22 protein-coding genes and 3 pseudogenes are annotated in these 25,173 nt (G+C 66.7%); 18 read left to right on the top strand and 7 right to left on the bottom strand.

Annotation, left to right across the window (positions count from 1 at the left end; translation table 11 throughout):
* Positions 1 to 57: 57 nt before the first annotated feature.
* Entirely contained in the window at positions 58 to 570 is a 513-nt protein-coding gene (locus ACHMXB_RS12510) for a VOC family protein (protein WP_395398681.1), read from the top strand.
* 59 nt (positions 571 to 629) lie between these two features.
* Here ACHMXB_RS12510 and ACHMXB_RS12515 read toward each other — a convergent pair whose 3' ends face one another.
* Positions 630 to 2,978, bottom strand: coding sequence for a multicopper oxidase domain-containing protein (locus ACHMXB_RS12515; protein WP_395398683.1), 2,349 nt, complete (start codon positions 2,976 to 2,978; stop codon positions 630 to 632).
* 216 nt (positions 2,979 to 3,194) lie between these two features.
* Between ACHMXB_RS12515 and ACHMXB_RS12520 the strand changes: the two genes are divergently transcribed.
* From ACHMXB_RS12520 to ACHMXB_RS12530, 3 genes are all read left to right on the top strand, one after another.
* Entirely contained in the window at positions 3,195 to 3,596 is a 402-nt protein-coding gene (locus tag ACHMXB_RS12520) for a YidH family protein (RefSeq protein WP_395398685.1), read from the top strand.
* A 3-nt stretch (positions 3,597 to 3,599) separates the two neighbouring features.
* Complete coding sequence (locus tag ACHMXB_RS12525) at positions 3,600 to 3,953, top strand: DUF202 domain-containing protein (protein ID WP_395398687.1); 354 nt, start codon at positions 3,600 to 3,602, stop codon at positions 3,951 to 3,953.
* Positions 3,954 to 4,035: 82 nt separating this feature from the next.
* Positions 4,036 to 4,497 carry a response regulator transcription factor gene (locus ACHMXB_RS12530; RefSeq protein ID WP_395405262.1) on the top strand — a complete coding sequence of 154 codons (462 nt, stop codon included), beginning with the start codon at positions 4,036 to 4,038 and terminating at the stop codon, positions 4,495 to 4,497.
* Positions 4,498 to 4,541: 44 nt separating this feature from the next.
* On the opposite strand, the gene ACHMXB_RS12535 is transcribed toward ACHMXB_RS12530, so the two are convergent.
* Together ACHMXB_RS12535 and ACHMXB_RS12540 are read right to left on the bottom strand one after the other, a co-directional pair.
* Complete coding sequence (locus tag ACHMXB_RS12535; RefSeq protein ID WP_395398689.1) at positions 4,542 to 5,639, bottom strand: EAL domain-containing protein; 1,098 nt, start codon at positions 5,637 to 5,639, stop codon at positions 4,542 to 4,544.
* A gap of 109 nt (positions 5,640 to 5,748) precedes the next feature.
* Entirely contained in the window at positions 5,749 to 6,948 is a 1,200-nt protein-coding gene (locus ACHMXB_RS12540; protein WP_395398691.1) for an MFS transporter, read from the bottom strand.
* A 117-nt stretch (positions 6,949 to 7,065) separates the two neighbouring features.
* On the opposite strand from ACHMXB_RS12540, the gene ACHMXB_RS12545 reads away from it, so the two are divergent.
* Entirely contained in the window at positions 7,066 to 7,968 is a 903-nt protein-coding gene (locus ACHMXB_RS12545) for a helix-turn-helix transcriptional regulator (RefSeq protein WP_395398693.1), read from the top strand.
* Positions 7,969 to 7,987: 19 nt separating this feature from the next.
* Here ACHMXB_RS12545 and ACHMXB_RS12550 read toward each other — a convergent pair whose 3' ends face one another.
* Positions 7,988 to 8,830, bottom strand: a complete 843-nt coding sequence (locus ACHMXB_RS12550; protein ID WP_395398695.1) for an alpha/beta fold hydrolase — start codon at positions 8,828 to 8,830, stop codon at positions 7,988 to 7,990.
* 402 nt (positions 8,831 to 9,232) lie between these two features.
* Between ACHMXB_RS12550 and ACHMXB_RS12555 the strand changes: the two genes are divergently transcribed.
* Positions 9,233 to 10,654 carry an FAD-binding oxidoreductase gene (locus ACHMXB_RS12555; protein ID WP_395405264.1) on the top strand — a complete coding sequence of 474 codons (1,422 nt, stop codon included), beginning with the start codon at positions 9,233 to 9,235 and terminating at the stop codon, positions 10,652 to 10,654.
* Positions 10,655 to 10,695: 41 nt separating this feature from the next.
* Here ACHMXB_RS12555 and ACHMXB_RS12560 read toward each other — a convergent pair whose 3' ends face one another.
* Positions 10,696 to 10,845: a hypothetical protein gene (locus tag ACHMXB_RS12560; protein WP_395398697.1), complete on the bottom strand. Its 150-nt coding sequence runs from the start codon at positions 10,843 to 10,845 to the stop codon at positions 10,696 to 10,698.
* 277 nt (positions 10,846 to 11,122) lie between these two features.
* Between ACHMXB_RS12560 and ACHMXB_RS12565 the strand changes: the two genes are divergently transcribed.
* The 4 genes from ACHMXB_RS12565 (at position 11,123) to ACHMXB_RS12580 (ending at position 15,028) form a co-directional block, all read left to right on the top strand.
* On the top strand, positions 11,123 to 11,437 hold the full coding sequence (locus ACHMXB_RS12565) for a heavy-metal-associated domain-containing protein (protein ID WP_395398699.1): 315 nt from the start codon (positions 11,123 to 11,125) through the stop codon (positions 11,435 to 11,437).
* A 64-nt stretch (positions 11,438 to 11,501) separates the two neighbouring features.
* Complete coding sequence (locus ACHMXB_RS12570; RefSeq protein WP_395398701.1) at positions 11,502 to 13,655, top strand: heavy metal translocating P-type ATPase; 2,154 nt, start codon at positions 11,502 to 11,504, stop codon at positions 13,653 to 13,655.
* A gap of 107 nt (positions 13,656 to 13,762) precedes the next feature.
* The gene (locus ACHMXB_RS12575; RefSeq protein ID WP_395398703.1) at positions 13,763 to 14,236 is read left to right on the top strand and encodes a hypothetical protein; all 474 of its coding nucleotides are present in this window, start codon (positions 13,763 to 13,765) and stop codon (positions 14,234 to 14,236) included.
* A gap of 150 nt (positions 14,237 to 14,386) precedes the next feature.
* On the top strand, positions 14,387 to 15,028 hold the full coding sequence (locus tag ACHMXB_RS12580; RefSeq protein ID WP_395398705.1) for a DUF305 domain-containing protein: 642 nt from the start codon (positions 14,387 to 14,389) through the stop codon (positions 15,026 to 15,028).
* A gap of 297 nt (positions 15,029 to 15,325) precedes the next feature.
* On the opposite strand, the gene ACHMXB_RS12585 is transcribed toward ACHMXB_RS12580, so the two are convergent.
* Together ACHMXB_RS12585 and ACHMXB_RS12590 are read right to left on the bottom strand one after the other, a co-directional pair.
* Positions 15,326 to 15,751 (bottom strand): DUF302 domain-containing protein, encoded by a 426-nt coding sequence (locus tag ACHMXB_RS12585; protein ID WP_395398707.1) that lies wholly within the window; start codon positions 15,749 to 15,751, stop codon positions 15,326 to 15,328.
* A 107-nt stretch (positions 15,752 to 15,858) separates the two neighbouring features.
* Positions 15,859 to 16,112, bottom strand: a pseudogene (locus ACHMXB_RS12590) (metal-sensitive transcriptional regulator).
* Positions 16,113 to 16,237: 125 nt separating this feature from the next.
* On the opposite strand from ACHMXB_RS12590, the gene ACHMXB_RS12595 reads away from it, so the two are divergent.
* The 8 genes and pseudogenes from ACHMXB_RS12595 to ACHMXB_RS12630 all read left to right on the top strand — a co-directional run bounded on the left by ACHMXB_RS12595 (position 16,238) and on the right by ACHMXB_RS12630 (position 25,127).
* Positions 16,238 to 16,849 (top strand): rhodanese-like domain-containing protein, encoded by a 612-nt coding sequence (locus tag ACHMXB_RS12595; protein ID WP_395398709.1) that lies wholly within the window; start codon positions 16,238 to 16,240, stop codon positions 16,847 to 16,849.
* Positions 16,846 to 17,604: a sulfite exporter TauE/SafE family protein gene (locus ACHMXB_RS12600; protein WP_395398711.1), complete on the top strand. Its 759-nt coding sequence runs from the start codon at positions 16,846 to 16,848 to the stop codon at positions 17,602 to 17,604. Before ACHMXB_RS12595 ends, ACHMXB_RS12600 begins: the two co-directional genes overlap by 4 nt.
* 30 nt (positions 17,605 to 17,634) lie before the next feature.
* The gene (locus ACHMXB_RS12605) at positions 17,635 to 17,976 is read left to right on the top strand and encodes a rhodanese-like domain-containing protein (RefSeq protein WP_395398713.1); all 342 of its coding nucleotides are present in this window, start codon (positions 17,635 to 17,637) and stop codon (positions 17,974 to 17,976) included.
* A 34-nt stretch (positions 17,977 to 18,010) separates the two neighbouring features.
* Positions 18,011 to 18,311, top strand: a pseudogene (locus tag ACHMXB_RS12610) (rhodanese-like domain-containing protein).
* Between the two features lie 55 nt (positions 18,312 to 18,366).
* A complete protein-coding gene (locus ACHMXB_RS12615; RefSeq protein ID WP_395398715.1) occupies positions 18,367 to 18,729 on the top strand; it encodes a thioredoxin family protein in 363 nt (120 codons plus the stop codon).
* Between the two features lie 132 nt (positions 18,730 to 18,861).
* The gene (locus ACHMXB_RS12620) at positions 18,862 to 20,271 is read left to right on the top strand and encodes a rhodanese-like domain-containing protein (RefSeq protein ID WP_395398717.1); all 1,410 of its coding nucleotides are present in this window, start codon (positions 18,862 to 18,864) and stop codon (positions 20,269 to 20,271) included.
* Positions 20,272 to 20,346: 75 nt separating this feature from the next.
* Positions 20,347 to 21,029 (top strand): annotated as a pseudogene (locus ACHMXB_RS12625) (MFS transporter).
* Between the two features lie 636 nt (positions 21,030 to 21,665).
* A complete protein-coding gene (locus ACHMXB_RS12630; protein WP_395398719.1) occupies positions 21,666 to 25,127 on the top strand; it encodes a chitobiase/beta-hexosaminidase C-terminal domain-containing protein in 3,462 nt (1,153 codons plus the stop codon).
* Positions 25,128 to 25,173 lie beyond the last annotated feature (46 nt).

The following is a 25,173-nucleotide window of genomic DNA, read 5'->3' on the forward strand; positions in this document are numbered from 1 at the left end:
TCAGACTGTCGCGAATCTCCAAGCGCTGACGCTGGCCGGGCACGTAGCGTCATAGACATGACAGATACTACAAGCACCGAATCCACCACGGCCGCCCACGGACAGCACACCACACACGGAATCCCGAACGGCCTGACGAGCCTCACGCCGTTCCTTGCCGTGACCAACGCCAGGGAAGCGATCGCCTTCTACCAGGACGTGTTTGGCGCTCGCGTCGTCGGCGCCACGGAGATGGGCGGAGTAGTGGTCCACGCGGAACTCGACTTTGGGAATGGCCACCTCCAGCTCGGCGAACCCAATCCCGAGTACCACCTGGTTCCGGCACCGGAGGGTGAAAATGACTGCTACTCCCTTGGCCTCTACTGCCAGGACGCAGACACCCTGGTGCAGCGCGCAGCCCAGGCCGGAGCCACCATCCGCGAGCCACTGGCCACGTTCGTCTCCGGCGACCGGTACGCCAGCATCCGGGACCCCTTCGGCGTCCGATGGTCCATCGTGACCCGCGTGGAAGACCTCTCCGAGGAGGAAAGCAACCGCCGGGTCGAGGAATGGGCGGCGCAGCAGGGGTGACGCGCCGAGGACCCGCATCCGGCTGGCGGATGCGGGTCCCGCAGTTTGATCCCTTGCGGTCAGAGGGCGTCGACTGTGACGGTGCGGGTGGCGAGCACCTGCGACGTGAGCCAGTGCAGGAAGCTGATGGTGATGGTGTACTTCCCGGAAGCGGGCGGCCGCAGCAGGAAGTCGAACTTCTCCGCGGCGCCGGAATGGATGATGTCGGTCAGGAGCGGCTGGCCGGCCATCGAGGGCTGCACCGCGGGGCCCGTGGGGCTGGGGGTGTTCCAGAAGGGCCGGCCGTCATGGGCGATCAGTTCGGCGATCCTGGCTGGCCTGCCCGAGGCGTCCGTAATCCGTGTCACGGTAGGGAAATAATCCACGTTCAACATCCGCACAAGAGTTGGATACCTGCCGTTCTGCACAACGTTGGCCCGCATCTGGGAGATGGCCCAGACGACGTCGTCGCCCCTTGGCCGGTTGGGGATGTTGCCGCCGATGAGGAAGAAGTGCCTGGGCTCGAAGCGGTTCAGCCCGGCATCCTCGCCGTTGAGCCCCGCCGCATGGTTCAGTTCGTGCCACCGGGGATCGAGCGAGTAGGGCGCGATCAGGGTTTCCGTGGCGGCGTCATACAGCGGACCGTCAAACGAGTGACGGCGGGCCCCAGCGGGCACCGGCTTGGCCGGGTTGGGCCGGGGATCGATCACGATCGGGCCGAACATGCCCATCTGGACGTGGAGTGGGGTGTTGACGTGGCAGTGGTAGAAGTAGGTGCCCGCCGCGCCGCGGTGGGGGTTGCCGCTCACGGCGACATCCGGCCTCCACTGGTAGGTGTAGTGGCCCGAGACCTCGAAGGAGGTATGGCCAACACCGTCATTGCGGGGGTCCGGTTCGATGCCGTGCCAGTGGATGGTGTGAACCCTTTTGTTGGGCTTGAGGGTGGCCTGGAACAGCTGGCCCTCCTGCAACCGCACCGTGGTGCCGGGGATTTGGCGGCCGAACTTGTTTCCCTCGAAGGTCCACATCTCGTGCTCGGAGCGGTCAGGGAAAGTGAACTTTCTGTTGAAGAAGTCCATCTCGAAGAAGACGTCCGGCTTTAGCGGAAACTGGGTTTCGGGGCTGCCCTCGTGGGGCTGGTTTGACGAGAAGTCGACCTGGCTCCGGAACGTGTGGTGCGGGTCCGCAGCGGTCGGCGGACTGCCTTCACTCGGGGCTGGCTGGCCAGCCAGCACCCAGTCCGCCACCAGCCCGCCAGGATACAAACCGCCGCGGGCTGTCTGGGACGGTTCCGCGTGGCAGTGCATGGGGTAGGTCCAGTCCTCATTTCTTGCGTTCCACACCTGGTCAACCGTGTCCGGCGGCCGCCGGACCGGGAGGACCGATTCCTTGCGTTCCAGCGGCTGCAATTGGATGGTGTCCTCCCACTGCTGGAGTTGCACGTCGCCCTGGGGCGATACCCGGCCGTTGGACCTTGGAAAGTCGATGCCGTTGGCGCGGACGGTCCACACGTGGTTGCCGTGGTAGTGGAGCTGGTGGTCCACGATGCCGGCGTTGAGCATCCGCATGAGGTGCCCGGTGCGGACGGCCCCGGCCGCCGGAGAGGCGCTGAAGTTGCGCACATCGGTCTCACGCGGATGGCCCGAGGGCAGCGTGTCCTCGTGCCGCCGGTCATTGAACGCCAGGTCGGTGGTGACTGCCAGCGACTGGAACCCTGAGAAGCCGTTGATGGTGAAGTAGTTGGGGACCGCCGGGGTGGCCAGCGGATCGACCCTCTGACCCCTCGATGCGATGCGGGCCCAGTTGGAGTCGACGTCGTGGCACAGCCAGAGCCACTGGCGCTCGAACTCCGCCTTGCCCGGGGCAAGCCGCCACGCGTTGCGGGGATCGATTACCACCAGGGCTCCGTAAAGACCGAGGGTCCGTTCCACCGGCTGGTTGCCCGGATCGGTGTACAGATAGGTCCCGGGCAGAGGCGCCGGAAACCGCAGGAGCTTCGATGTGCCCGGCGCTACGGGTCCGGATCCGACGTCGGCCCCGCCCCGTCCCGCACCGTGGAACCGCATTTCATGCGGCTGCGCGAGGTTGTTATGCACCATGATTTCGATGGTGCTGCCCGTTTCGGCGATCAGCGTGCGCGGCGGAAAGAAGCTGGCCCAGTAGCCCTTCCGGGCAAGGTACTGCCGGGGGAATGCCGGGTCTGGCCGCAAGGGTGAGGGCCTCCCGTGTGGCGGCACAGGAGCGCCCAGCGGATAGGTCCGGCTGACCACCACCCGTCCGTTTGCGGTGATGACCCGTTGCGTCATCGCCAGCGCCGGAGCCGGGTCATTGACCGCAGTGTGGCGGTCCCCGAAACCTCGGTGATAAACCAGCGAGCCGTCCACCATGGGAACGAACCCGTCATTGATGTGGACATCTAGGACTGCCAATGCCGACCTCCTGTGTAGTGGAGACCGGGATTAAACAAGAAGCACAGGTCCATGTCGCCCCCAATTGCGATTCCAGACAGGGCTTCATGTTGCCCGGGGCAACCTAGGGAAAACTTGGGGCACCTTCAAGAAACGGTCATGTCCTGACATACGGCAGCCTTCACCCGGCGGGGCCAGGTTCAAGGGGAACTACACAGCGGTGGCTAGACTGTGACCGTGCCACCCACCCCTACTCCCCCGCCCGGTCCCGGCCCCCGCAGGAGCCGGTTCGCCGAAAGGCTCCTGCCCGGCGGCACCGAACCGGACCCGCGGTTCACCCTGGCCAACGAGCGAACGTTCCTGGCATGGATCCGCACCTCGCTGGCGCTGCTCGCCGGCGGGATCGCGGTGGAAGCCTTCACCACCGACGTCTTCCCCGAGCCCGTCCGCCGCGGACTGGCAGTCCTGCTCCTCCTGCTGGGCATGCTGCTCAGCGCCGGCTCCGCCATCCGCTGGCTGCGGGTGGAGTCGAGTCTGCGCTCGAACCGGCCGCTGCCCCTGCCCCTGATCGGTCCATTGCTCGCCGCCGGCTGCGCCGTCGCAGCGGCGGTGGTGATCGCCGTCGTCGTTCTTGCCTGAGCCATGGACGAAAGCCCGGCCACCGCTCCCCTCCCAGGTAACGGCCCGCTCGACGGCGACCCGGGGCTGCAGCCCGAGCGCACCGCACTGGCGTGGGGCCGGACAGTCTTGACGCTGATTGCCGCGAGCGCGATGAGCCTGCGCTGGCTCCCGGACCAGGGGCCGTTCGTGCTGGCGATGTTCGGCCTCACCGTCGCCGCCGGGACCGGCATCTATGCCACCCAGCGGCGGCGCTACCGGCGCAGCATCGAAGGGATCAGGGCGGGACACCTGGCCCCCGACACATCAGCCGTCTTCTGGACTGCCGGCGCCTGCGTTGCTCTCGGAGCGGTGGGCATCTGGCTGGTGCTGTCGTGACTGGGTGAGCAGCGCTTCATGAAAGCGCGTTTTGGAATCCGACAGATTTTATGCTGAAAAAAGAGTCCCACGCTTGTACCGTGTGGTGTGGGCGAACTTGGAGCCGGTGCTGGGCCGGTTCAAGGATTCGCCGGACGTGGAGTTGACCATGACCAGCTTGGGAGTGGCAGTCGTTGTTGAGGACGACGCCGATATGCGGAACCTTCTGCGGGCAGTCCTGGAGCAGACGGGCTTTGCGGTGTACACCGCGGCCAGCGGGGCTGAGGGGGTCGACCTGGTGCGGCACCGGCATCCCCGCGTTGTTACTGTCGACGTCGGTCTTCCGGACGTCGATGGTTTCGAAGTCCTGCGGCGCATCCGTTCGTTCAGCTCCGCCCGGGTGGTGATGCTCACGGGCCGCGCCGACGAAGCGGATATCAACGAAGCGCTGCACCACGGGGCAGACGAGTACGTCACCAAGCCGTTCCGGCCCAAGGAACTGCGGACCCGGATCGAGGCGCTGCTTGCCTCCGGGACCGCGGGCCCGCTTCACCATGCGGTGTAGCTGAAACCCTGCGGCTTCGCTGATAACCCGCCATCGACGCTGGGTTAATCCGCCGGTGGCCTTCCGGCCCTGCGCCGGCCGTGGCGGCCAGGAGCCCCCGGTGCGGTGGCGGGACCCGCCCAGGTAGCCCATTCCTGCGCGTTGACCGTGGGCCGGCCCAGGAAGTGGCCCTGGCCCACCGCAACTGCCAACCGGGTCAGGACGGTCAGCTCCTCGGCGGTTTCGATGCCCACCGCAGCCAACTCGGCGCCGGTCTGCCGTCCGAATTCGACCATGTCGGCGACCAGGTACTGGCGGCTTGGGTCCCGGTGGATCTCCTCGACCAGATCGCGGCCGATTTTGATGACATCCGGCCGGAGCGAGCGGATGTGGCGCATGGACGCTGCGTCCGTGCCGGCCTCATCGACCGCCAGGCGCAGGCCGGAACGGCGCATCGGCGCCAGGACGTCCAGAAGTGGGCCCAACTGGCCGCCCTGAAGTGGTTCGGTGAGTTCCAGGACGATGCGGGAAAGCTCCAGAGGTGCCTGGTGGAGGAATCCGGGAAGCCGGGGATCGAGGCATACCGCCGGGGAGACGTTCAAGGCGACTGCCAGTTGGGGTGGAAGGTCCCGTGCAGCGGCCACGGCAGACTGCAGCGCCGAGAACTCCAGGTCTGCTCCCAACCCGACCGCGGCGGCATTCTTGAACCAGGACCCCGCATTGCCCCCGTCTTCCCACACAAAGCGCGTCAGGGCCTCGGCGCCGATCACACCCCTGCTGGCTAAATCGTGGACCGGCTGGAAAGCTGTGACCAGCATGCCCCCGTGCAGGACCGCTTCAATGGCCGCCCGGTCCCGGGCGGCGACGCCCATCTGATCGCCGTCCTGCTGGAGCCTTGCATCCCGTTTGTCCGGCTTGGTCCGGCCGCTGGCCCGCCTGGCAAGGGAGCGGCTGAAGATCAGGTGCTCGTGCAGTGCGGCCTCCGGAAGTCCGGGGTGCGCGGCCACGTGCTCACGCAACCGCTCACGGACCTCCGCCCCTTCCGGATCCGTACCGGCCAGGACCGCCTCGATGATCTCACGCGCCTGCGCCCGCACCAGAGGGACCTCATCGGCGGTCTCCCCCATCCAGCCGTCATCCTCGGGGAACGGACTATCAACCAATGGGCACTCCTCAGGTTCCGGCTCATGTGCCGCTGGCCGCGTCTTCCTACTGCCCACCGGGATCCCTCCCCGTGCTGGGCACTGGATGCATCATAAACCTTTGTTCGGGTCACGCCACAGCGGCGAGACGTGTGCGGCTGGCGGACCAGACGGCCAGTGCCGCAAGGGTGAGGACGACGGCGGCGACCATGACGGCGGTCCAGCCGCCTGCGCTCCACAGCGGCCCGGACATGGCGGACCCGGCCGCGCCGCCAATGAAGTTGCTGACGACCACCGCGGTGTTGAGTCTGCTGCGCGCCGACCCCGGGAGGGCCAGGAGCCGGGTCTGGCTGAGGACCAGGTTCGCCTGCGCTGCGACATCAAGCAGGATCACAATGACGATCAGGCCGATGATGGAGCCGCTGGCGAGCCAGGCACCGGAAAGGCTCAGGGCGAGCAGGGCCAGCGCGGCGCCCGTGGCAGGAACGGACCAGCCCCGGTCGTGGATGGCGCCCGCCCTCCTGGCGGCGAGGGCGCCGGCCAGGCCGGCCAGGCCGAGCAGCCCGATCTGCCCCACGGAGTACGAGAACGGCGGCGCGGCGAGTAGGAACGTCAGCGATGTCCAGAACAGGGAGAACACCGTGAAGCCGAGCCCGCTGATCAGCAGGGTGGGCAGCACGGCGCGGTATTGCGCCACGGTGGTGAACACGGAGCCGAGCAGCCGCGTATAGCGGATCGGCTCCCGAGGTTCCAGACGCGGGATGAGGGCGTACAGCACCACCGCGAGGGCCACAGCGAGGATGGCAGCGATGACGTAAATGGCCCGCCAGCCGAACGCTTCCGCTACGAGGCCGCTCACGGTGCGGGAGAGAAGGATGCCGATCAGAGCTCCTGAGGCGATCGTTCCGACCACCCGGCCGCGCTGCTCCGGCGCCGCAAGCTCGCTCGCCAAGGGCGAGAGGAGCTGCGCTGACACGGTGGTGAGCCCCACGCCGCCCAAGGCGCCGAGGAGGAGCGAGAAACTCGGTGCCGCCGCCGCCCCGAGGAGCATGACCGACGACACCCCGAGCACCGCAGGGATGAGCCGGCGCCGGTTCAGGACGTCGCCGAGGGGAACCACGAGGAAGATGCCGAGCGCATAACCGATCTGGGTGACGGTGACCAACGCGGCCGCACTCGAGGAGGCCACGCCGAGCGAGCCGGCGATCTCTTCGATCAGTGGCTGCGCCCAGTAAAGATTTCCAACGGCGAGCCCGCCTGCGATGGCGAAGACGATGGTCCGGGTCCGGGTCATGCCTGCGGCAGGAGTAGTGACAGTAGTAGTAGACACGTATTCCATTTCACCGCCCGGCAGGGGGCTGTGGCAGTGCGGCTTTGTCATGGGTCCGGCGTGCCTAGTCACGGCAGACCCTCCCACCGGTGTGCCGCCGGGAGTAGCGTGGTTGGCATGGACTATCAGGCGGAGCTACAGGGATTCCTCACCTCGCGCCGCCACCGGCTCACCCCCGAGGACGCGGGTCTGCCGCCGTACCCGGGGATCCGCCGGGTCCCCGGGCTGCGCCGCGAGGAGGTCGCCCAGCTCGCGGCAATCAGTACGGACTACTACACCCGCCTCGAGCGCGGAAAAATCACGGGAGTCTCGGACGAGGTGCTTGAGGCGATAGCACGCGCCCTCCAGCTCGGTGACGTGGAACGGGACCACCTCATGTCCCTGGCGCGCGCGATCCGCCCTTCGCCTGCGGCACGTCGGCCCCGAAAGGCCAAACCACGCGTCCGGCCCCAGCTCCAGCGGGTACTCGACACGTTCGCGGCGCCGGCTTACATCCAGAACAGCCGCCTGGACCTCGTCGCCTCGAACTCGACCGGCTGGTCTCTGTTCCCTCACGCCCAGGAGACCGGGCCCGGGCAGTTCAACCACCTGCGCTTCCTGTTCCTCGATCCCCGGGCCCGCGACTTTTACCGGGACTGGAACATGGGAACAAGCAACTCCGTCTCCCTGCTGCGCACTGCCGTGGCCCATGACCCCAACGACGAGGAGAGCATGAAACTCGTTGGCGAACTCTCCATGAAGAGCGACAGGTTCCGGAGCCTGTGGGCAGCCCATGACGTGCTTCGGTTCCGGCACGGGGCGAAAAAGTACCACCACCCGCTCGTCGGTGACCTCGATTTCGACTTCGAATCCTTCGAAGTCAGCGGCGAACCGGACCTGCTCATGGTGGTCTACGTCATCGAGCCCCACTCCCCAACTGCCGAGGCTATGCAACTCCTCGCCAACTGGACAGGCACCGGTCAAGGCAATGCGGTTGAACAATCCCGCAGTGATGCAGGCGCGGATCCGCGAGCGCACTGACGCCAAGTCCGTACTGCTTTTACTCGTCCGGAATTCCGGCGGGCCCAATCGCCGAGCGCCGCCTCTCCGCTTCCTGCCAGAACTCGTCGACGCGCGCATTCCAAACGTCCGGGATCTCTTGGAAGGGCTGATGGGATTCCTCCGGCATCACCTCGAACTGTGCACCCGGTATGCGTTGGGCTACCGCCTCACCCAGTTCCGGCCGGCTCATCGGATCCACTCCGCCGGCAAGGACAAGGGTGGGCGCGTTGATCTGCCCCAGCCGGCCTGCCGTCTCGTGGACCACGAACGCGTCAAGGAACTTCAGGAAATCCCCGGTGGACTGCTGATACGGGAACGCCAGGACGTCCTCGATGATCTGGCTCACCATCCCGCTGTTGTGTGCCCGCGGCGTATAGACCAGCAGGAAGAAGAACTCCAGGAAAGCGCGCTCGTCCGGCGCCAGCGTGGCCTGCCAGTGGATGGACCGGCAGAGCGACTTCATGTACGCGTCCATGGCTGGCCAGGTGCTCTGCAGCACCAGGCTGCGCACCAGCTCCGGGTGCCGCAGAGCAAGTTCCTGGGCGATGATGCTGCCGCCGGAGAACCCTGCAACATGCGCTGCGGAGATGCCGAGACCCCGCAGGACCGCAGCCGCGTCGTCCGCCATCGCCTCGACGGTGGGTTGCCCCTCCGGCATGGCCGTACGCCCCGCACCCCGGTTATCGAACGCCGTCATCCGGTAGCGGGCTGCCAGCCCGTCCAACTGGAACTGCCAGGACTCCACGGTATCCCCCAGCCCGGCGATCAGCAGGACATCCGGGCCCTCACCGATCTGTTCGGTCCAGATCTCCAACTCCCCGGCCTTCACATACCACCCCATTGCGGCCCTCCTGTCTGGTTCGGCGGCCGGCTTAGCGGTTCTGCCGGTGCCGCTGCCGGCACCAGCCCGGGCTCCGCAACCTGCCGGGCAATCCACCCGTAATCTACTCTCCTGCGGGTGGGGCGCCTAGGGTATTTCGGACCCGGCCCGCCCGCCCCCTATTGTCGGGGCGGGCACTTCGCGTTGGCCGTTGTCGGGCTTCGCGGGCGACTCTATACTGTGGACACCGCGAGCTGTTCCAGTGCCTTGGCGGCCGGACCCATCCCGGACGGTGACACCCTGGAGCCCGCTGCGCACTGGGACGGGTATCGCCCTGCAGCGCCGACCCCGGCGGGAACAATTCCACTACTGGACCAGGGGTAGTAGCCCCCATGGCACGGAAGCAGCAGACCGATGAGCACAATGCACCAGGCGGAGCAGAACGGCGAAACGCACGGTGCCCTGCAGGAATTGCGCAGGCACCTGTCGGGGCAGGTGATCGAACCGCAGGATCCGTTGTACGACGAGGCCCGGGCGGTCTGGAACGGCATGATCGACGTGCGTCCGCGGGCCGTCATCCGGGCAGGAGCCGTCGGCGACATCGGTCCCGTCCTGCACACGGCCCGCAGCACCGGCCTGCCGCTGGCCGTCCGCGGCGGCGGGCACAACATTGCCGGGCACGGGACTGTGGACGGCGGCCTGGTGCTGGACCTGGGCCAGTTGCGGAACGTGGAGGTCGACGTCGAACACCGGCTGGTGACCGTCGAGCCCGGGGCCACCCTGGCAGACGTGGACCGTGCCACCGCCGCGCACGGACTGGCCGTGCCGCTGGGGGTGATCAGTGCCACCGGAGTTTCGGGACTGACCCTCGGCGGCGGGGTGGGCTGGCTGACCCGGTCCAACGGGCTGAGCCACGACAACCTGGACAGCGCCGACGTCGTTACCGCCACCGGAGAGCACCTGCATGCCAGCGAACAGCAGAACCCCGAACTGTTCTGGGGACTGCGCGGCGGGGGCGGCAACTTCGGGGTGGTCTCCTCCTTCACCTTCCGCGCCCGGCCGTTGCCGGCTGCCGTGCTGGGTGGAAACTTCTTCTACCGCCCCACCCGCTGGAAGAGCGCGCTGGGTGCCTTCGACCGGTGGACGCAGGACCTGCCCGAGGAGATGAACCCGATCGTCTCCTTCCTGGTGCTCCCGCCCGACTTCGGGATGGGCGAGGAACCGTGGATGATCATCGGCTTCGCCTGGACTTCGGAGGACCACCAGCCCGGGCTCGAGCTGATTGGGCAGCTGCGCGAGACCGCACCCCCGGACGCGGAGGAAGTGGGGCCGGCGGACTGGCTGGAGTGGCAGACTGCCATGGACGGACTCTTTCCCAAGGGCTCCCGGGGGTACTGGAAGAACGTGTCGTTCTCCCGGATGGACGATGTGGCCATCGACGTTCTGACCGGTTTCGCCTCAGAGGTGACATGGTCCGGGACCGGGATCGACATCCACCACATGCAAGGGGCCTTTGGGCGGGTGCCGGAGGACGCAACGGCGTTTCCCAACCGTTCCGCGAAGTACTGGCTGAACATCTACGGCTTCTGGCAGGACGCCGCGGAGGACGAGCGGTTGAGCGCTTTCGCCCGGAAGGCCTATGCCCTCATGCAGCCGTTCAGCGAGCATGGCCAGTACGTCAACTTCCTCGGCGCAGAGATCGGGCAGGACCCCGTCGAGGCCGCGCGCCAGGCCTACGGGCCGGACACCTTTGACCGGCTGGTGGAGCTTAAGAACCGCTTCGACCCGCACAACCTTTTCCGCCTCAACCACAACATCGTGCCGACGTCGGGCGCGGAGGCCTAAACCGATGACCGTTCCTCGCAGGCCGGCCGGACGCTGACTCCCTAGGGCGCTGCCTCTGAGGCTCTAGCTTTTTCCTCGTCGTACGACCTGAGGCCGTGCTTCACCCCCAGGCGGACGATCCAGTACAGCACCGTGGCGATGAGCATCGCCGGCAGCGCGAACCCGAGAATGGCTGCGACAATTCCAAGCATGTTTTCCCCCTGTGAGCATTTTGTGCTTCGCACAGCTTCTCACGGGCGCAGGCGCCCGGCGTCCGGAAGGCAGTGGCAGGCCAGGATGCCGCGGCGCCTACCAAAGCCGAATGGCGAACGCGACGCCCACAACAACGGGTTACCTATCCTTGACAGATATCCCCCCAGGGGTATATTTCTGGTGTTGTCAGTGAAGTGGTATGTCCAGGGGCTTCGCTCCCCGTCACAGCCGTTCAACCCCAGCGCACCCGATCCGTCTTCATGGAATGGAACTGACATGCGTGGAACAGACAAGCGAATTGACCTCCCATTGACCGCCTCAGCAGGCGGCTGCGCCTGCTGCCGGGCCGAGGCTCCGGGCCGTTCTTCATCCGCTGCGGCGGCGGACGCCGAGTACCGCCTGGAAGGCCTGACCTGCGGGCATTGCGTGGCGTCGGTGGAAAAAGCCGTCGCGGCCGTGCACGGCGTGGAGGCAGCCGCCGTCGAACTCGTTCCGGGCGGCCTGTCCCGCCTGCGGATCTCCGGAAGCGCCGGCGAGGCCGCCGTCCGCGAAGCAGTCAACTCCGCCGGATACAACGTTCACAACAGCTGACCGGCACCTGGCGCTGCCCGGGATATTGATTCCGGGACAGGCCTGATCTCCCCGGGAGGGAATCATGGAAGAGCACACCTCACACTCCGCCCTGCAGATGGGGGCGGCTGAACACGCCGAACACGCCGCAGCGGACGTTTCGGCACCAACCGCTGCAGGAGCAGCCGCCAGCCACGGACACGGCCCGCACTCCGGCCGCGACACCCACGACGATCACATGGTCCACGCCCACGGCCAGCATGCCGGGCACAGCACAGCGATGTTCAAGAACCGGTTCTGGCTGACTCTGGCCCTGGCGGTTCCGGTGGTGTACTTCAGCCCGATGTTCGCCCACCTTCTCGGCTACATGCCGCCCGAATTCCCCGGCTCGGCGTGGATCCCGCCTGTCCTCGGCACGGCGATCTTCGTCTACGGCGGGATGCCGTTCCTGAAGGGCGGGCTGAATGAGCTGAAGACCCGGCAACCCGGGATGATGCTGCTGATCGGGATGGCCATCAGTGTTGCCTTCGTTGCGTCCTGGGTGACGAGTCTGGGCATCGGCGGCTTCGACCTGGACTTCTGGTGGGAGCTGGCCCTGCTGGTGGCCATCATGCTGCTGGGCCACTGGATCGAAATGCGCGCCCTCGGCTCCGCCCGGGGAGCCCTCGATGCTCTGGCCGCACTGCTGCCGGACGAGGCCGAACGCATCACCGAGGCGGGCACCGAAACCGTCAGCGTCGCGGAGCTCCGCGCCGGGGACCTGGTCCTGGTCCGCTCCGGCGCCCGGATGCCGGCCGACGGCACCGTCACGGATGGCACGGCCGAAGTCGACGAATCAATGATCACTGGCGAGTCCAAGACCGTCACCCGTTCCGCCGGCGACGCCGTTGTGGCCGGCACGGTCGCGACGGATAACACCGTCCGAGTCCGGGTCACCGCGGTCGGGGACGACACCGCCCTGGCCGGCATTCAGCGACTGGTCGCCGAGGCCCAGGCCTCCTCGTCCCGGGCGCAGGCCCTGGCCGACCGCGCCGCTGCGTTCCTGTTCTACTTCGCCGCCGGCGCCGGCGTCATCACCTTCATCGCCTGGACCCTGCTGGGCAGCGTGCCCGATGCCGTGACCCGCACGGTCACCGTCCTGGTGATCGCCTGCCCGCACGCCCTGGGCCTGGCCATCCCCCTGGTCATCGCCATCTCCACCGAGCAGGCCGCCAGGGCCGGGGTACTGATCAAGAACAGGATGGCGCTGGAACGGATGCGCACCATCGACGTGGTCCTGTTCGACAAAACCGGCACCCTGACCAAAGGCGAACCCGAACTCAAGGACGCAGCCGCTGTTGAAGCCGCGAACCGGGAAGAACTCCTGGCTTTGGCGGCAGCCGTCGAGTCAGACAGCGAGCACCCCGTTGCCCGGGCCGTTGTCCGTGCGGCACGGCAGCAGGGACTCTCGCTTCCCCGTGCCACCGATTTCACGTCCATGACGGGACGCGGTGTCCGCGCAACCGTTGACGGCCGGGTGCTGGCAGTGGGCGGACCGGCACTGCTTCGGGAATCCGGAATCACCGAACCGGCCGAGCTGGCAGCCTCCACGCGGGGCTGGATGGACCGCGGCGCTGCCGTGCTGCACGTCATCGACGGCGACCGGATCCTCGGTGCGGTGAGCCTGGAGGACGCCGTCCGTGACGAATCGCGCCAGGCCGTGGCCGCACTGCAGGGCCGCGGCATCAAGGTGGCCATGATCACCGGCGACGCCCGGCAGGTCGCAGCGTCAGTGGCCGCCGAGCTGGACATTGACGAGGTCTTCGCCGAAGTCCTGCCCGCGGACAAGGACAAGAAGGTCGCCGAACTCCAGGCCCGCGGCCTGAAGGTGGCCATGGTGGGCGACGGCGTGAACGACTCCCCGGCACTGGCCCGCGCCGAGGTCGGCATCGCGATCGGTGCCGGCACCGACGTCGCGATGGAATCGGCAGGCGTGGTGCTGGCCGGCAACGACCCGCGGGCCGTGCTGTCCATGGTGGACCTGTCCCGGGCCAGCTACCGGAAGATGTGGCAGAACCTGGTCTGGGCTACCGGCTACAACGTCATCTCAGTGCCGCTGGCCGCCGGGGTGCTGGCTTTCGCCGGGGTTGTCCTGTCGCCGGCGGCCGGGGCTGTGCTGATGTCCGCGTCCACGATCGTCGTGGCCCTGAACGCCCAGCTGCTGCGCCGGGTGAAACTGAACCTGTCGCAGGTTCGTTGAACCCCGGACACATTGCGTGAGTCAACACAGGCCCGGGCGGCTGGGGAATACAGTGCCGGTAGCCTTGAAGATGATCCGGAACCCGCCACGGAAGGAGGAACAACGTCATGACCGCACCTATGAAGCGCATCGCGAGGGCGTTCCTTTGGGCGGGCGGACTCGCCGCGGTCCTGGCCGTCGTCGCCGGCATCCTGGGCATGCACGTGATCACCGGCAACCATTCGATGCACTCGATGACAGCCATGAGCGCCGAATCAGCCGGAACGCTGCAGTCAGTCCACGCGGGCGGGGCCGCTAAAAGCCACCCCGATCACACGGCATCCGGCACGCAAGCAGTCCAGGAAGCCGCTGGCCACGACATGGGTTCCGTGGACCCGTGCTGCGGCAGCTGCACCGATATGCAGACCATGACCGTATCCTGCACGCCCTCAGCGAAGAGTGGTTCCCTGGCCGCCCCGCCGCCCGGCACCACCGTATTCGGTGCCATCCCCGTCATGGCCGCGCAGGGTACGGTCGTGAGTACTTACTCCTACCTCCCAAGAAGTCCTTCACCGAGCGATCTCTGCATCAGCCGGACGTAAAAAGCACGCCGCGAACAGGACCCACGCCGGAGCTTCTCCCGGCGCCAGCCGCGGGGCTTGCAGATCTTCCCCTTTCGGCGCATCCATATCGTGCATGCCCACTCCAGCGGCGCCGCCGCGCCCTGACAATTTTTGAAGGACCTGATTTTCATGACCAAGAAGTTTCTCCCCCTCTCCGCCACTGCCCTCGCCGCGAGCCTTGCCCTCGCCGGATGCTCCACCGGAACAGGGCCCGGATCCACCGGCACCTCAACAACCGGCGCCGAAAGCAGCACTACCTCCGCGCCGGCCAGCAGCTCCGCAGCTGCCGCCGCTGAGCACAACGCCGCCGACGTCATGTTCGCCCAGATGATGATCCCCCACCACGCGCAGGCGGTGGAGATGAGCGAGATGATGCTGGCCAAGAAGGAGATCCCCGCAGAGGTGACCTCATTGGCGACCAAGATCAAGGCCGCCCAGGGTCCGGAAATCGAGACGATGACCGGATGGCTCACCAGCTGGAACAAACCCACGCAGGCACCCTCCGGTCACGACATGTCCACCCACGGTGCCGGTGGGATGGGCGGCATGATGAGCGACGCCGACATGAAGAAACTCGACGCCGCAGAAGGCAGGCAAGCAACAAAACTGTTCCTCACCCAGATGATCGCCCACCACGAGGGCGCCGTCATGATGGCCAAAACCGAAACCACCGGCGGGAAGAACGCCGATGCCGTGAGCCTCAGCAAGGCCATCGTCACCGCGCAGGAGGCCGAAGTACAAGAAATGCAGGCGCTGCTGGCCCAGCTCTGATCTGGCACCGCCTGACGCCTGGCCGGCACCGGAACGTCCCGGTGCCGGCACGGCACGGCCACCCGTAGAGATGCCGTCGGCGCAGTGTTCAGCTGGGTGACGCACAAATTGCCGAGGCCCCGCAATTTCCGTAGCGACGGTGGTTTTCTGCGTCGCTGCATTGCGGACGGACGTAGAAGAATCTGCTGCAACTGGATCGGCGTCCCGAGGCCGGAGCTCTTGTCATCGCCTTCCCGGTGCAGGCGAGGCTGTGCGGCGACAGGACTTCTCTCCACTTGGCAAGTGCAGGCAAGTTAGTCAGTTCGAGATGTCTTTCGAACCGCCGAGCGCCGCGAGGGCCCTGCGCAGTCGGGCATCGGCGTCGTCGGCGACCTCCCGGACAGCAGGATTGTTGCTGAGCTGGACCATGGTTTGCGGGTCGATGGCCTCGATTGTGGTCCCGCCTGCGTGCTTGCTTCGCCGGACAACGACATTGCAGGGAAGAAGCGCACCGAGCTCCGGTTCGGCCGTGAGGGCGCGGCTGGCAAGGGCAGGGTTGCAGGCGCCAAGAATTACGTAGTCGCCGACGGCGTCGGCGGCGTCGGTTCCGAGTTTTGACTCAAAAGTGGCGCGGACGTCAATTTCGGTGAGGATGCCAAATCCCTGCTCGCCGAGTGTCTCGCGGGTGCGCTGGAGGGCGTCCCCCCAGGACAGCGGGACGGTAACCGCGTGGGTATAGCTCATGAGCCTGCTCCTCTTTTGTCGTTACGGGGATGTCCGGGTTCAGGCGGGGGCCGTGCCGGGGAAGCTTGGGGGTACTCACCCCGGCAGGCGTCTGTGGTCCCTGCCTGTCAGGCGAGGGAGAGGAAGAGCTTTTCCAGCTCTTTTTGTCCATAGTGGTGTCTTCGCGGATGCATTGCTCGAGTCCGGTGGCGATGATTGCGAAGCCTGCCCGGTCCAGAGCCTTCGAGACGGCGGCGAGCTGGGTGACGATGTCTTTGCAGTCCTTGCCCTCCTCCAGCATGCGGGTCACAGCAGCAAGCTGCCCCTGGGCTCGTTTGAGGCGGTTGACCACCGGGGTCAGTTCAGTTGGATCGAGTTGCATTAGATCTCCAAATGCGTAGGCGGCTTGCCACCAATCATATACCCCCCAGGGTGTCTTGCATACCCCCATGGGTATCTGCCATAGTGGTGGCATGTCCCCAATGACCCCCTTACGAGAGGTTCACCATGACTTCCCCCTCAACCGCCATCACCGCCCTCGCGCCGGAGACCCTGCACAGCTGGGTCACCGAGCGTCAGGACCTTGTCGTCATCGACGTGCGCTCTGCCGCTGAGTTCGAGTCGATGCACATCCGTGGCTCCTATAACGTCCCGCTGCCACTGCTGTCCGAGCACACCGATGAACTGGCCACCCGGCTGGGCAGCCGCGTTGTTCTGGTCTGCCAGTCCGGAGCCCGTGCCGAGCAGGCACGCCAGCGCCTGGCCGGCTCCGGCATCGATACGGCCTACGTCCTGACCGGCGGAGTTCCCGGCTACGCAGCAAGCGGCGGCGATGTGGTCGAGGGCAAGGCCCGCTGGGACCTGGAACGCCAGGTCCGCCTCGCCGCTGGGTCCCTGGTGGTTCTGGGACTGGCCGGCGGCAAGTTCGTCTCGCCCAGGATCCGGACGCTTGCCGGGGTCATCGGGGCGGGCCTGACCTTCTCCGCAGCCACGAACACCTGCGCCATGGGCAGGGCCATCTCGGCGATGCCGTGGAACCGGGCCGCCAGGGAACCCACCCGTGAAAGTGCGATCCTGCGGCTGCCGCAGGCCGGAGCCAGGCAGGCGCCGGCAGCATGATCGCTGCCCTGTCACTGGGGCTCTTCGTCGGGATCGTTCTCGGAGTAGTCGGCGGCGGCGGCTCGATCATCGCCGTCCCCGCCCTGGTCTACGGCGTGGGCATGAGCCCGGCGGAGGCCATCCCCACTTCCCTTCTGGTGGTGGGCATCTCCTCCCTGGCGGCACTGCTTCCGCGGCTGCGCGAGGGCATCAACTGGCCAGTGGTCCTGATGGTAGGCGCAGCAGGCATCCCGGCAGCGTGGGGCGGGACGGCGGCGGGCCGGCTGCTGGATCCAAATATCCTGATGCTCGCCTTCGCCGTGATCATGGTGATCGCGGGAATCCGGATGCTCATCCGGACCACGGAAACGGAGGGTTCCTGCAGCACCGGGCCCAACCGCGCGTTCCGCTCCTGCGCCCCCAAGGCCGTGGGGGTAGGCGTCCTCGTCGGGTTCCTCACCGGGCTGCTGGGCGTGGGCGGAGGCTTCCTGATCACACCGGCCCTGACATTGTTCCTGGGCCTGTCGATGAAACAGGCCGTGGGTTCATCCCTGGCCATCATCGTGATCAATTCCGCCGCGGGCTTCGGTGCCCACGCCACCGGATTCACCATTGACTGGCCACACGTCCTGGCCTTCACGGTTCCGGCGATCCTCGGATCCCTCCTTGCTGCCCGCCTCGCCCGCCACCTCAACGACAAGCACATCCGCATCTCGTTCGCCGTGCTCATCTTTGCCGTCGCGGCCTGGGTCACGACCGGCACCGTTACCGCCTGAAAACCCGCCCCGCACTGAAAGAAGAACTTCATGGGTCTCATCAGCTCCCTGAAGAAGGCATTCAGCAAGCCATACAAAACCGTCTCTGTCGCTGAAGCTAAGGAGCTCCTGGCCTCGGGTGCCGCCCTGATCGATGTACGCACCGCCCAGGAGTGGCGCTCAGGATGCGCGCCACAGGCCAGGCACGTCCCACTGGACAGGCTGCAGAGCAGCACCGCCGGAATCCAGAAATCCCGGCCCGTGATCGCCGTGTGCGCCTCCGGGGTCCGATCCGCTTCCGCCGCGAAACTGCTCGCCGGGCAAGGGTATGAGGCTTACTCCCTCAGCGGCGGCATGGGCGCCTGGCGCCAGGCCGGCGAACCGATCCGCTAGAACCAAAGAGTCCAAGCACTCAAAGGAGAAACCCATGGCTGAAATCAGCGTCACCGAAACCGACCAGCGCCGCTCCTCTTCCCGGATCCTCGACGTCCGCGAGGACTTTGAAGTTGCGGAGGGCATGATCCCCGGAGCGTTGCACATCCCCGTGGTCCAACTGCAGGCACGACTGTCCGAACTGGACCCCGCCGTTCCCGTGATCGCCGTCTGCCGCAGCGGTAACCGGTCCGCCCGCGTCGCCGAGGCACTCGAACGGGGCCGGGTTTACCGCGGACACCATGGCCGGCGGCATGATCTCCTGGACCCAAGCAGGGCTCCCCACCACCCCCTAACGGGCAGGAACACGCACCGCCTCTACCCAGAACCGGAAGGACACGAAGAATTCACATGACAACCATCGACATCACTGAACAGGGCTTTGCCCAGACCTTGGAGGACAACGACACCGTCTTCGTTGATTTCTGGGCACCCTGGTGCGGCCCCTGCCGCATGTTCGCCCCCATCTACGGCGCCGCCGCCGCACGGCACCCGGACATCACCTTCGCCAAGGTCGACACCGAAGCCGAACAGGCCCTCGCCGCCGCAGCCAGCATCATCTCCATCCCGACCCTGATGGCGTTCAAGGACAAAACCCTCGTCTTCTCCCAGCCCGGAGCACTCAACGCCACAGGACTCGAAGAAGTCATCCAGGCCGTCAAGACCCTGGACATGAACAAATTCCCGGCCGACGCAGCACCGCAACACCCCTAACGCCACACCGCCAAACACCTGACACCGCACCACAAAACCACTGGCACAGCCACCACTGCTGGATACCCCCTGGGGTATTAGAATCAGTGTCGGGAACCACCAGAAACTTCCCCTCCCGAAGGAGAGCACCAGATGCTTATCGAGCGCATTTACGACGAGGACCTCGCCCAGGCCAGCTACCTGATCGGCTGCCAGGCCAACGGCACCGCCGTCGTAGTTGATGGCCGGCGCGACATCGCCGTCTACCAGGACCTGGCAGCGAAGAACGGCATGAAGATCGTGGCCGCCACCGAGACCCACATCCACGCCGACTACCTTTCCGGCACCAGGGAGCTCGCCGCCGCGACCGGCGCGAAAATCTATGTCTCCGGAGAGGGCGGCCCGGACTGGCAATACGAATTCGACGGTGAACGGCTCTACGACGGCGACACGATCACCGTCGGAAACATCAGCATCCAGGCCGTGCACACCCCGGGCCACACCCCGGAGCACCTGTCCTTCCTGGTCACCGACGGCGCGTTTTCCGACCAGCCCGGCTACCTGCTCTCCGGTGACTTCGTCTTCTCCGGCGACCTGGGCCGCCCCGACCTCCTGGATGAGGCAGCCGGCGGGGTGGACACCCGCTTCGAAGGCGCGAAGCAGCTGTTCGCCAGCCTGCGGGACAAGTTCCTGACCCTGCCCGACTATGTCCAGGTCCACCCCGGCCACGGTGCCGGCAGCGCCTGCGGCAGGGCCCTGGGTGCGATCCCGTCCTCCACCGTCGGGTACGAACGCCTCTACTCCTGGTGGGGTCCCTATCTCGCCGCCAATGACGAGGCCGGTTTCATCGCCGAGCTCCTCGACGGCCAGCCCGACGCGCACGCCTACTTCGGCCGGATGAAGCGCGAAAACCGTGAAGGCCCGGCCGTCATCGGCGACCGTGCCCCGCTGCAGGAACTGGACACCGCCGATGTGGCCAGGCACCTGGCAGAGGACCAGGTGACCTTCATCGACACCCGGTCCAACGCTGAAGCCCACGAAGGCACCGTCAGCGGCTCCCTGAACATCCCGGCCGGCAAGTCCGTCGCCAGCTACGGCGCCTGGGTCGTGAACCCCGAAACCGATAAGAACCCGCTGGTGCTGCTCGCCGACGGGCAGGAGCAGGCCCAGGACATGTGGGACCATCTGGTCAGGGTCGGCATCGACAACGTCGCTGGCTACCTCACCAGCATCGACGGCCTGCCCACCTTCACCCCGAAGCTCATCCTGCCCGCAGACTTGGCAGACTTCGACGCGGCCCTGGTGATCGATGTCCGCAACCGCAGCGAGCACATCGCCGGCAACGTCCCCGGCTCCTACCAGCTCAGCGGCGGCCGCCTCATGTGGCACCTGGACAATCTCCCGGCCGAAGGCACCATCGTGACCTACTGCCAAAGCGGCGTGCGGAACTCCGTCGCGGCCAGCGCCCTGCGCCGGGCCGGATACGACGTCGCCGAACTCGACGGCAGCTACGCCGCGTGGGACGCGTTCCAAAGCTCCACGGCCTCCGCTACCAACAAATAATCCATGCTCAAAGGCGGCGGACCGGGAACCCGGGCCGCCGCCTTGGCGTCTCCCCTGAACCTACGGAACACACCAATGACACCCAGCAGCAGACACTCCCGCCACGGGCACCGGACAACAGCGGCGATCGCCCTGGGCCTGCGGCAGAACCTGGCCCAGTTCATGCTCCTGGTCGCCGTCAGCGCCCTCGGCGGAACGCACCGTCCTGCCACTGCTCGCCGGGCAGGTCTTCCACCTGGACCAGTACACCTCTGCGCTGACCTACATCCTCGCGTTCGGGCTGGCCAACCGGCCACGCTCACCCGCAGCCATGCGAGGCTCAGCAATCGGGAAATATTCACCCTGACCAGCTTCCTGGACCGGTCTCTGTCCTCCGTCAGCCAGGCCGGCCTGGTGAACAACCTTAACGACGGGCTCGGGTTGGGCCTGTTCCCCGTTCTCTTCGCCGCCGCGCTGGCGATAGTCGCCGTCGGGAATGACTTTGAAATCTGGCTGGCCGCCGTCGTCCTGCTCGGTGCGGGCACCGCCATGGTCTATCCCACCCTGCTGGCAGCGATCGGCGACGTCGCCCGCCACGAGTGGCGGGCCCGCTCTGTCGGCACCTACCGACTGTGGCGCGACGGCGGATTCGCCGTCGGTGCCCTCCTCTCCGGCCTCATCGCCGACGCCTACGGCATCCCCGCCGCCGTCGCCGTCGTCGCTGCCCTGCGGCGCTCTCCGGCATCATCGTGGCGGCACGTATGCGCGGCACTGACTAGGATCCCCGAATGACTCCGAGAGGGACTGGATAGCAGAGCTGGCACAAGAATCCGAGAGGCAACCGGCAACAAGCAGCGTCAGGTCAGATCAGAGCCGGAACAAGCCGGGCCTGCGATAACGGGACCCGCCCCCGACAGCCGGCTGCACCAGTAGCCCCTTAGATGCGAGCACTGCGAGCATGCGTCCTGCGGACAGGCTCCAAGGTCCTACAACCTTTTTGTAGGCCCGGTGAGCCACGGTTGTCCTGCCCCCAAGGGACCGCGTTCACGGGCACGGAGCGCGGCAGGACCACCGGGCCGGAGCGTTACCCCAATACGCTCCGGCCCCGGTGATTCGCCGGTGCACACTTGCTTTGGCGGGCGATCTTCCGGTGACGTTCTGGCCCTAGTTCCAAACCTTTAAGGTTCTCCTGCCAGCGGCCGGCCGACCACATGGAAGCCCCTGAAGTTCAGTCAACAGCCCCCCAAATAGGTGGAATTCCACGGGGGGGGTACGCAGCAGGCCCTAGGAAAATCCCAATGTCCCCTTAGCAAAGTGAGTGCGGGGGCTCAATTACACACGATTTTCACTGCCCCCGGTCAGCAAATATGCCAACAGGGGGGCACATCATGAGAGTTGGGCATCAAGACAAAATCGTGCGGTCCAAAAACCGCACCGCAAGGCGCCGCAGCGCACTGGCCGCGGCAGTCGTGGGCGCCGTCATGCTGTCTGGGCTGAGCGTCCTGCCGCCGGCCGTCGCGGCATTGCCGGCCGGAGGTTCGGGACTGTCGCAAGCCGCGATGGCGGGAATTCTGCCGGCGGCCCTACCCGTGGGTCCCGCGAGTGTGGGCCCGCTCGATCCGACCAACGGCTACCCGTACTGGTACGCCGACGGCGGAGATGAAGCTAAGGGGCTGGACCCCGTTCGGCTGGAACTGTGCCTTGACGCCCAGGACTGCCCGGTAATCGGCGTCGACTACGACCCCACCCAGCCGCTGGCAATTCCCGGGAACTTCCCGGAAGAATCCTTCTGGTGGTCTGCCGAATCGTCGCTGACAATGCCAGGCGGCGCCTCAGCACGCCTGATCATGGCGCAGGAAGCGGCTTTTGCCGGCCTTGGGTCGGTGGCACAGGGCCAGCAGAACGGGTTCGCCCGGCTACGGCTACGGCTCGACGACGGTGTGCCGGGCCAGCAGTACACCTTCACCCACCCGTATGGGGTTGAAGTCCTGACCGCAGACGACAGAGGCCGTATCCGCTTCACCGAAGACATCGGCTGCATGCAGCAACCGTGCACCTGGAACGAGCCGTCGAACGGACGCCTCGGCCCCTACCTGCGCTGGGACCCGGCCGTGGCACCGGCTGCGCCGGAAGGCTTCATCGGCGACCCGAACGTCGAACACGCGGTGGTGGGCAGCCCCAACGGTACGGACTACTTCCAGGTGTCGGGCCCGAACGGGGCCAGCAACGCCGCGAGCGCCCGGACGGACCTGTTTGCCGTGCAGGGCAAGATCGCCACCCTGAAAGCAGGGGTAGACAAGCGTGGGGGCGTCTATAACTCCAAGCAGACGGTCAAGATCCAGGCTTCCCTGCCCGACAAGGCGAAGATCATCTACACAACCGACGGCACCGACCCTGGCTTCAACGAAGACGGCACCGTCAAAGGTATGGAATTCGTTCCTGCCCCTGGCGACATGGCTGCGGCAGCCGCCGTCGAGCTGGCCACACCGGGCCTGACAACCCTGAAGTACATGGCAGTGGACCTCGAGAACAACGAGAAGCCCACCGCCGTCTACACGGAAAAGTACGAACTCGACGCTACCCGTCCCTGGCTCGAGGCCAGTCCGGACGCGGCCGCAGGTCCCCTTGCGGGACGGCAGACCGTGACCCTTACAGGGACCACGAACAACCCGTCCGTCGCGCCGGACATCTACTACACGACGGACGGTACTGCCCCGGCCCTGACGGAGGAAGGCGAACCTGCCGGGTCCACCCGCGAGTACACCGGTCCGGTCCCCCTGGCCATGTCCACCACCATCCGGGCAGTCGCCGTCGACCCGGCCACCGGCACCGCGGGCGAGGTACGTTCGTTCCCGTTCAAGGTCCGCAACCTCTCCGAGGTCGGCCCGCTTGGCGAGCACGGTTTCCCCCTGTGGCTGAAGGACAACGGCGGGGAAGGCCAGGATCCGATCCAGCTGGACCTGTGCCTCGATGACCCGCTGTGCCCGGTGGTCGATGTCCTGCCCGACCCGGCGCAGCCGACATCCTGGCCTGACAACTTCCCGGGAGAGGCGTTCTGGTTCTCGTCAGACGCGGAAGTAACGGTGGGCGCCGAGGACATCCGGCTGACTCTGGCCTCAGAGGCGGCCTTCGGGGCGGACGCCGTTCAGGACAAAGCGCAGATCGGCTTCGGCCGGGTCCGGGTCACCGGTGACGCGGTCTTCGAACCCGGCGCCACCTACCGGTTCACGCACCCCTACGGTGTCCTGGAACTGACGGCGGACATCGACGGCAACATCAACTACACGGAGGACCTGGGCGCGCTGAACGCCACCGGCGACTTCTCCGGGATGCTGGAGACCAAGATCGGACCGTTCCTTCGCTGGACCGAAGGTGCGCCTGAAGGCTACCTCGGCGACGGCGCCACACCGCACGCGGTGACCGGCAGCCCCTACGGCACCAATGTCTTCAAGATCGAGAAGATCATCTCGGCCGGGGGCGAGGTACTGGACGACCCGGAGGTCCTCGGCGAGACCGACCAGTTCGTGGTCCAGGGCCGCAAGACCGGCGCCGCCCCGCCGGAGCCCACCCCTACGGCAACCACGGCCGGCGGCATCTTCGCCACGGACCAGCTCGTGGCGCTGACGGCCACTCCGGCAAACGCGCAGATCTTCTTCACCACCGACGGAACGGACCCGACGACGGCCAGCACGCTGTACACGGAACCGATTCCCATCACCACCGAGGGCACCACCACGCTGAAGTTCATCGCGGTGTCCTTCGGGATCGCCTCCGCAGTGAAGACGGAAACGTTCACTGTGGACAAGACAGCACCGGTCCTCACCGCCAATGTGGAGGACAGCGAGGTCCCGGCGGGCGCCGCCGTGACACTGTCGGCCAACGAGACCGCGTCCATCTTCTTCACCCTGGACGGCAGCGAGCCGACAGCTGACAGCACCCGCTACTCGGCACCGGTACAGCTCGCGGCTGGCCAGAACCTGCGGGCCCTGGCCATTGATGCGGCCGGCAATGCCAGCAGCGTCGGCAGCTGGACCGCTGCCGCAGGAACGCCAGGCGGCGGGACGCCCGGCGGCGAAACCCCCGGCGGTCAGACACCCGGCGGTCAGACATCGAACGGAGACTCCATCCGCCGCGATTTCACCGGCGATTCAAAGGCCGACCTCCTCTCCACCGACACCTCCGGCAGGTTGTGGCTCTACCCAGGCAACGGCAAGGGCGGCTTCGAGCCCCGGAAGTATGTCGGTGCGAACTGGAACACCATGACCAGCGTGGCCAGCGCCGGCGACAACGACGGCGACGGCAAGGCGGACCTGGTGGCCCGCGACAAGGCCGGCAAGCTGTGGCACTATCCAGGCACGGGGACCGGCCGGTTCGCAGCCAGGAAACTCATTGGCTCGGGCTGGAACATCATGACCAGCATCGTGGCTGGGGGCGACTTTAGCGGCGACTGCAAGGCGGACCTGGTGGCCCGCGACACGGCCGGCACCCTGTGGCTCTACCCCGGCAACGGCAAGGGCAGCTACCCGGCGAGGAAGAGGATCGGCGGAGGCTGGAACATCATGACCGCCATCACCGGTTCCGGCGACGCCAACGGCGACGGCAAGGCCGACCTGATCGCCCGCGACACGGCCAGTACCCTGTGGTTCTACCCCGGAGACGGCGAGGGCAGGCATGCGGCGAGGACGAGGATCGGCGGAGGCTGGAACATCATGACCGCCATCACCGGTTCCGGCGACGCCAACGGCGACGGCAAGGCTGACCTGATGGCCCGGGACAAGTCCGGCACCTTGTGGCTCTACCTCGGAGACGGCAAGGGCCGGCATGCGGAGAGGAAGAGGATCGGCGGAGGCTGGAACATCATGAAGAACATCTCCTGATCCGTTCCTGACCACCCAGATCCGAACAAGCACAGCGGCCCCCTGC

The sequence above is a fragment of the Arthrobacter sp. UC242_113 genome, from assembly GCF_044054585.1.
Lineage (GTDB): Bacteria > Actinomycetota > Actinomycetes > Actinomycetales > Micrococcaceae > Arthrobacter.

What these genes read in the sequence shown, in the direction of transcription:
- ACHMXB_RS12555 (WP_395405264.1), top strand. Translation starts at nt 9,233, where the DNA reads ATGCACCAGGCGGAGCAGAACGGCGAAACGCACGGTGCCCTGCAGGAA.
- ACHMXB_RS12615 (WP_395398715.1), top strand. Translation starts at nt 18,367, where the DNA reads ATGACAACCATCGACATCACTGAACAGGGCTTTGCCCAGACCTTGGAG.
- ACHMXB_RS12595 (WP_395398709.1), top strand. Translation starts at nt 16,238, where the DNA reads ATGACTTCCCCCTCAACCGCCATCACCGCCCTCGCGCCGGAGACCCTG.
- ACHMXB_RS12545 (WP_395398693.1), top strand. Translation starts at nt 7,066, where the DNA reads ATGGACTATCAGGCGGAGCTACAGGGATTCCTCACCTCGCGCCGCCAC.
- ACHMXB_RS12560 (WP_395398697.1), bottom strand. Translation starts at nt 10,845, where the DNA reads ATGCTTGGAATTGTCGCAGCCATTCTCGGGTTCGCGCTGCCGGCGATG.
- ACHMXB_RS12620 (WP_395398717.1), top strand. Translation starts at nt 18,862, where the DNA reads ATGCTTATCGAGCGCATTTACGACGAGGACCTCGCCCAGGCCAGCTAC.
- ACHMXB_RS12510 (WP_395398681.1), top strand. Translation starts at nt 58, where the DNA reads ATGACAGATACTACAAGCACCGAATCCACCACGGCCGCCCACGGACAG.
- ACHMXB_RS12605 (WP_395398713.1), top strand. Translation starts at nt 17,635, where the DNA reads ATGGGTCTCATCAGCTCCCTGAAGAAGGCATTCAGCAAGCCATACAAA.
- ACHMXB_RS12580 (WP_395398705.1), top strand. Translation starts at nt 14,387, where the DNA reads ATGACCAAGAAGTTTCTCCCCCTCTCCGCCACTGCCCTCGCCGCGAGC.
- ACHMXB_RS12550 (WP_395398695.1), bottom strand. Translation starts at nt 8,830, where the DNA reads ATGGGGTGGTATGTGAAGGCCGGGGAGTTGGAGATCTGGACCGAACAG.
- ACHMXB_RS12570 (WP_395398701.1), top strand. Translation starts at nt 11,502, where the DNA reads ATGGAAGAGCACACCTCACACTCCGCCCTGCAGATGGGGGCGGCTGAA.
- ACHMXB_RS12585 (WP_395398707.1), bottom strand. Translation starts at nt 15,751, where the DNA reads ATGAGCTATACCCACGCGGTTACCGTCCCGCTGTCCTGGGGGGACGCC.
- ACHMXB_RS12565 (WP_395398699.1), top strand. Translation starts at nt 11,123, where the DNA reads ATGCGTGGAACAGACAAGCGAATTGACCTCCCATTGACCGCCTCAGCA.
- ACHMXB_RS12600 (WP_395398711.1), top strand. Translation starts at nt 16,846, where the DNA reads ATGATCGCTGCCCTGTCACTGGGGCTCTTCGTCGGGATCGTTCTCGGA.
- ACHMXB_RS12575 (WP_395398703.1), top strand. Translation starts at nt 13,763, where the DNA reads ATGACCGCACCTATGAAGCGCATCGCGAGGGCGTTCCTTTGGGCGGGC.
- ACHMXB_RS12525 (WP_395398687.1), top strand. Translation starts at nt 3,600, where the DNA reads ATGGACGAAAGCCCGGCCACCGCTCCCCTCCCAGGTAACGGCCCGCTC.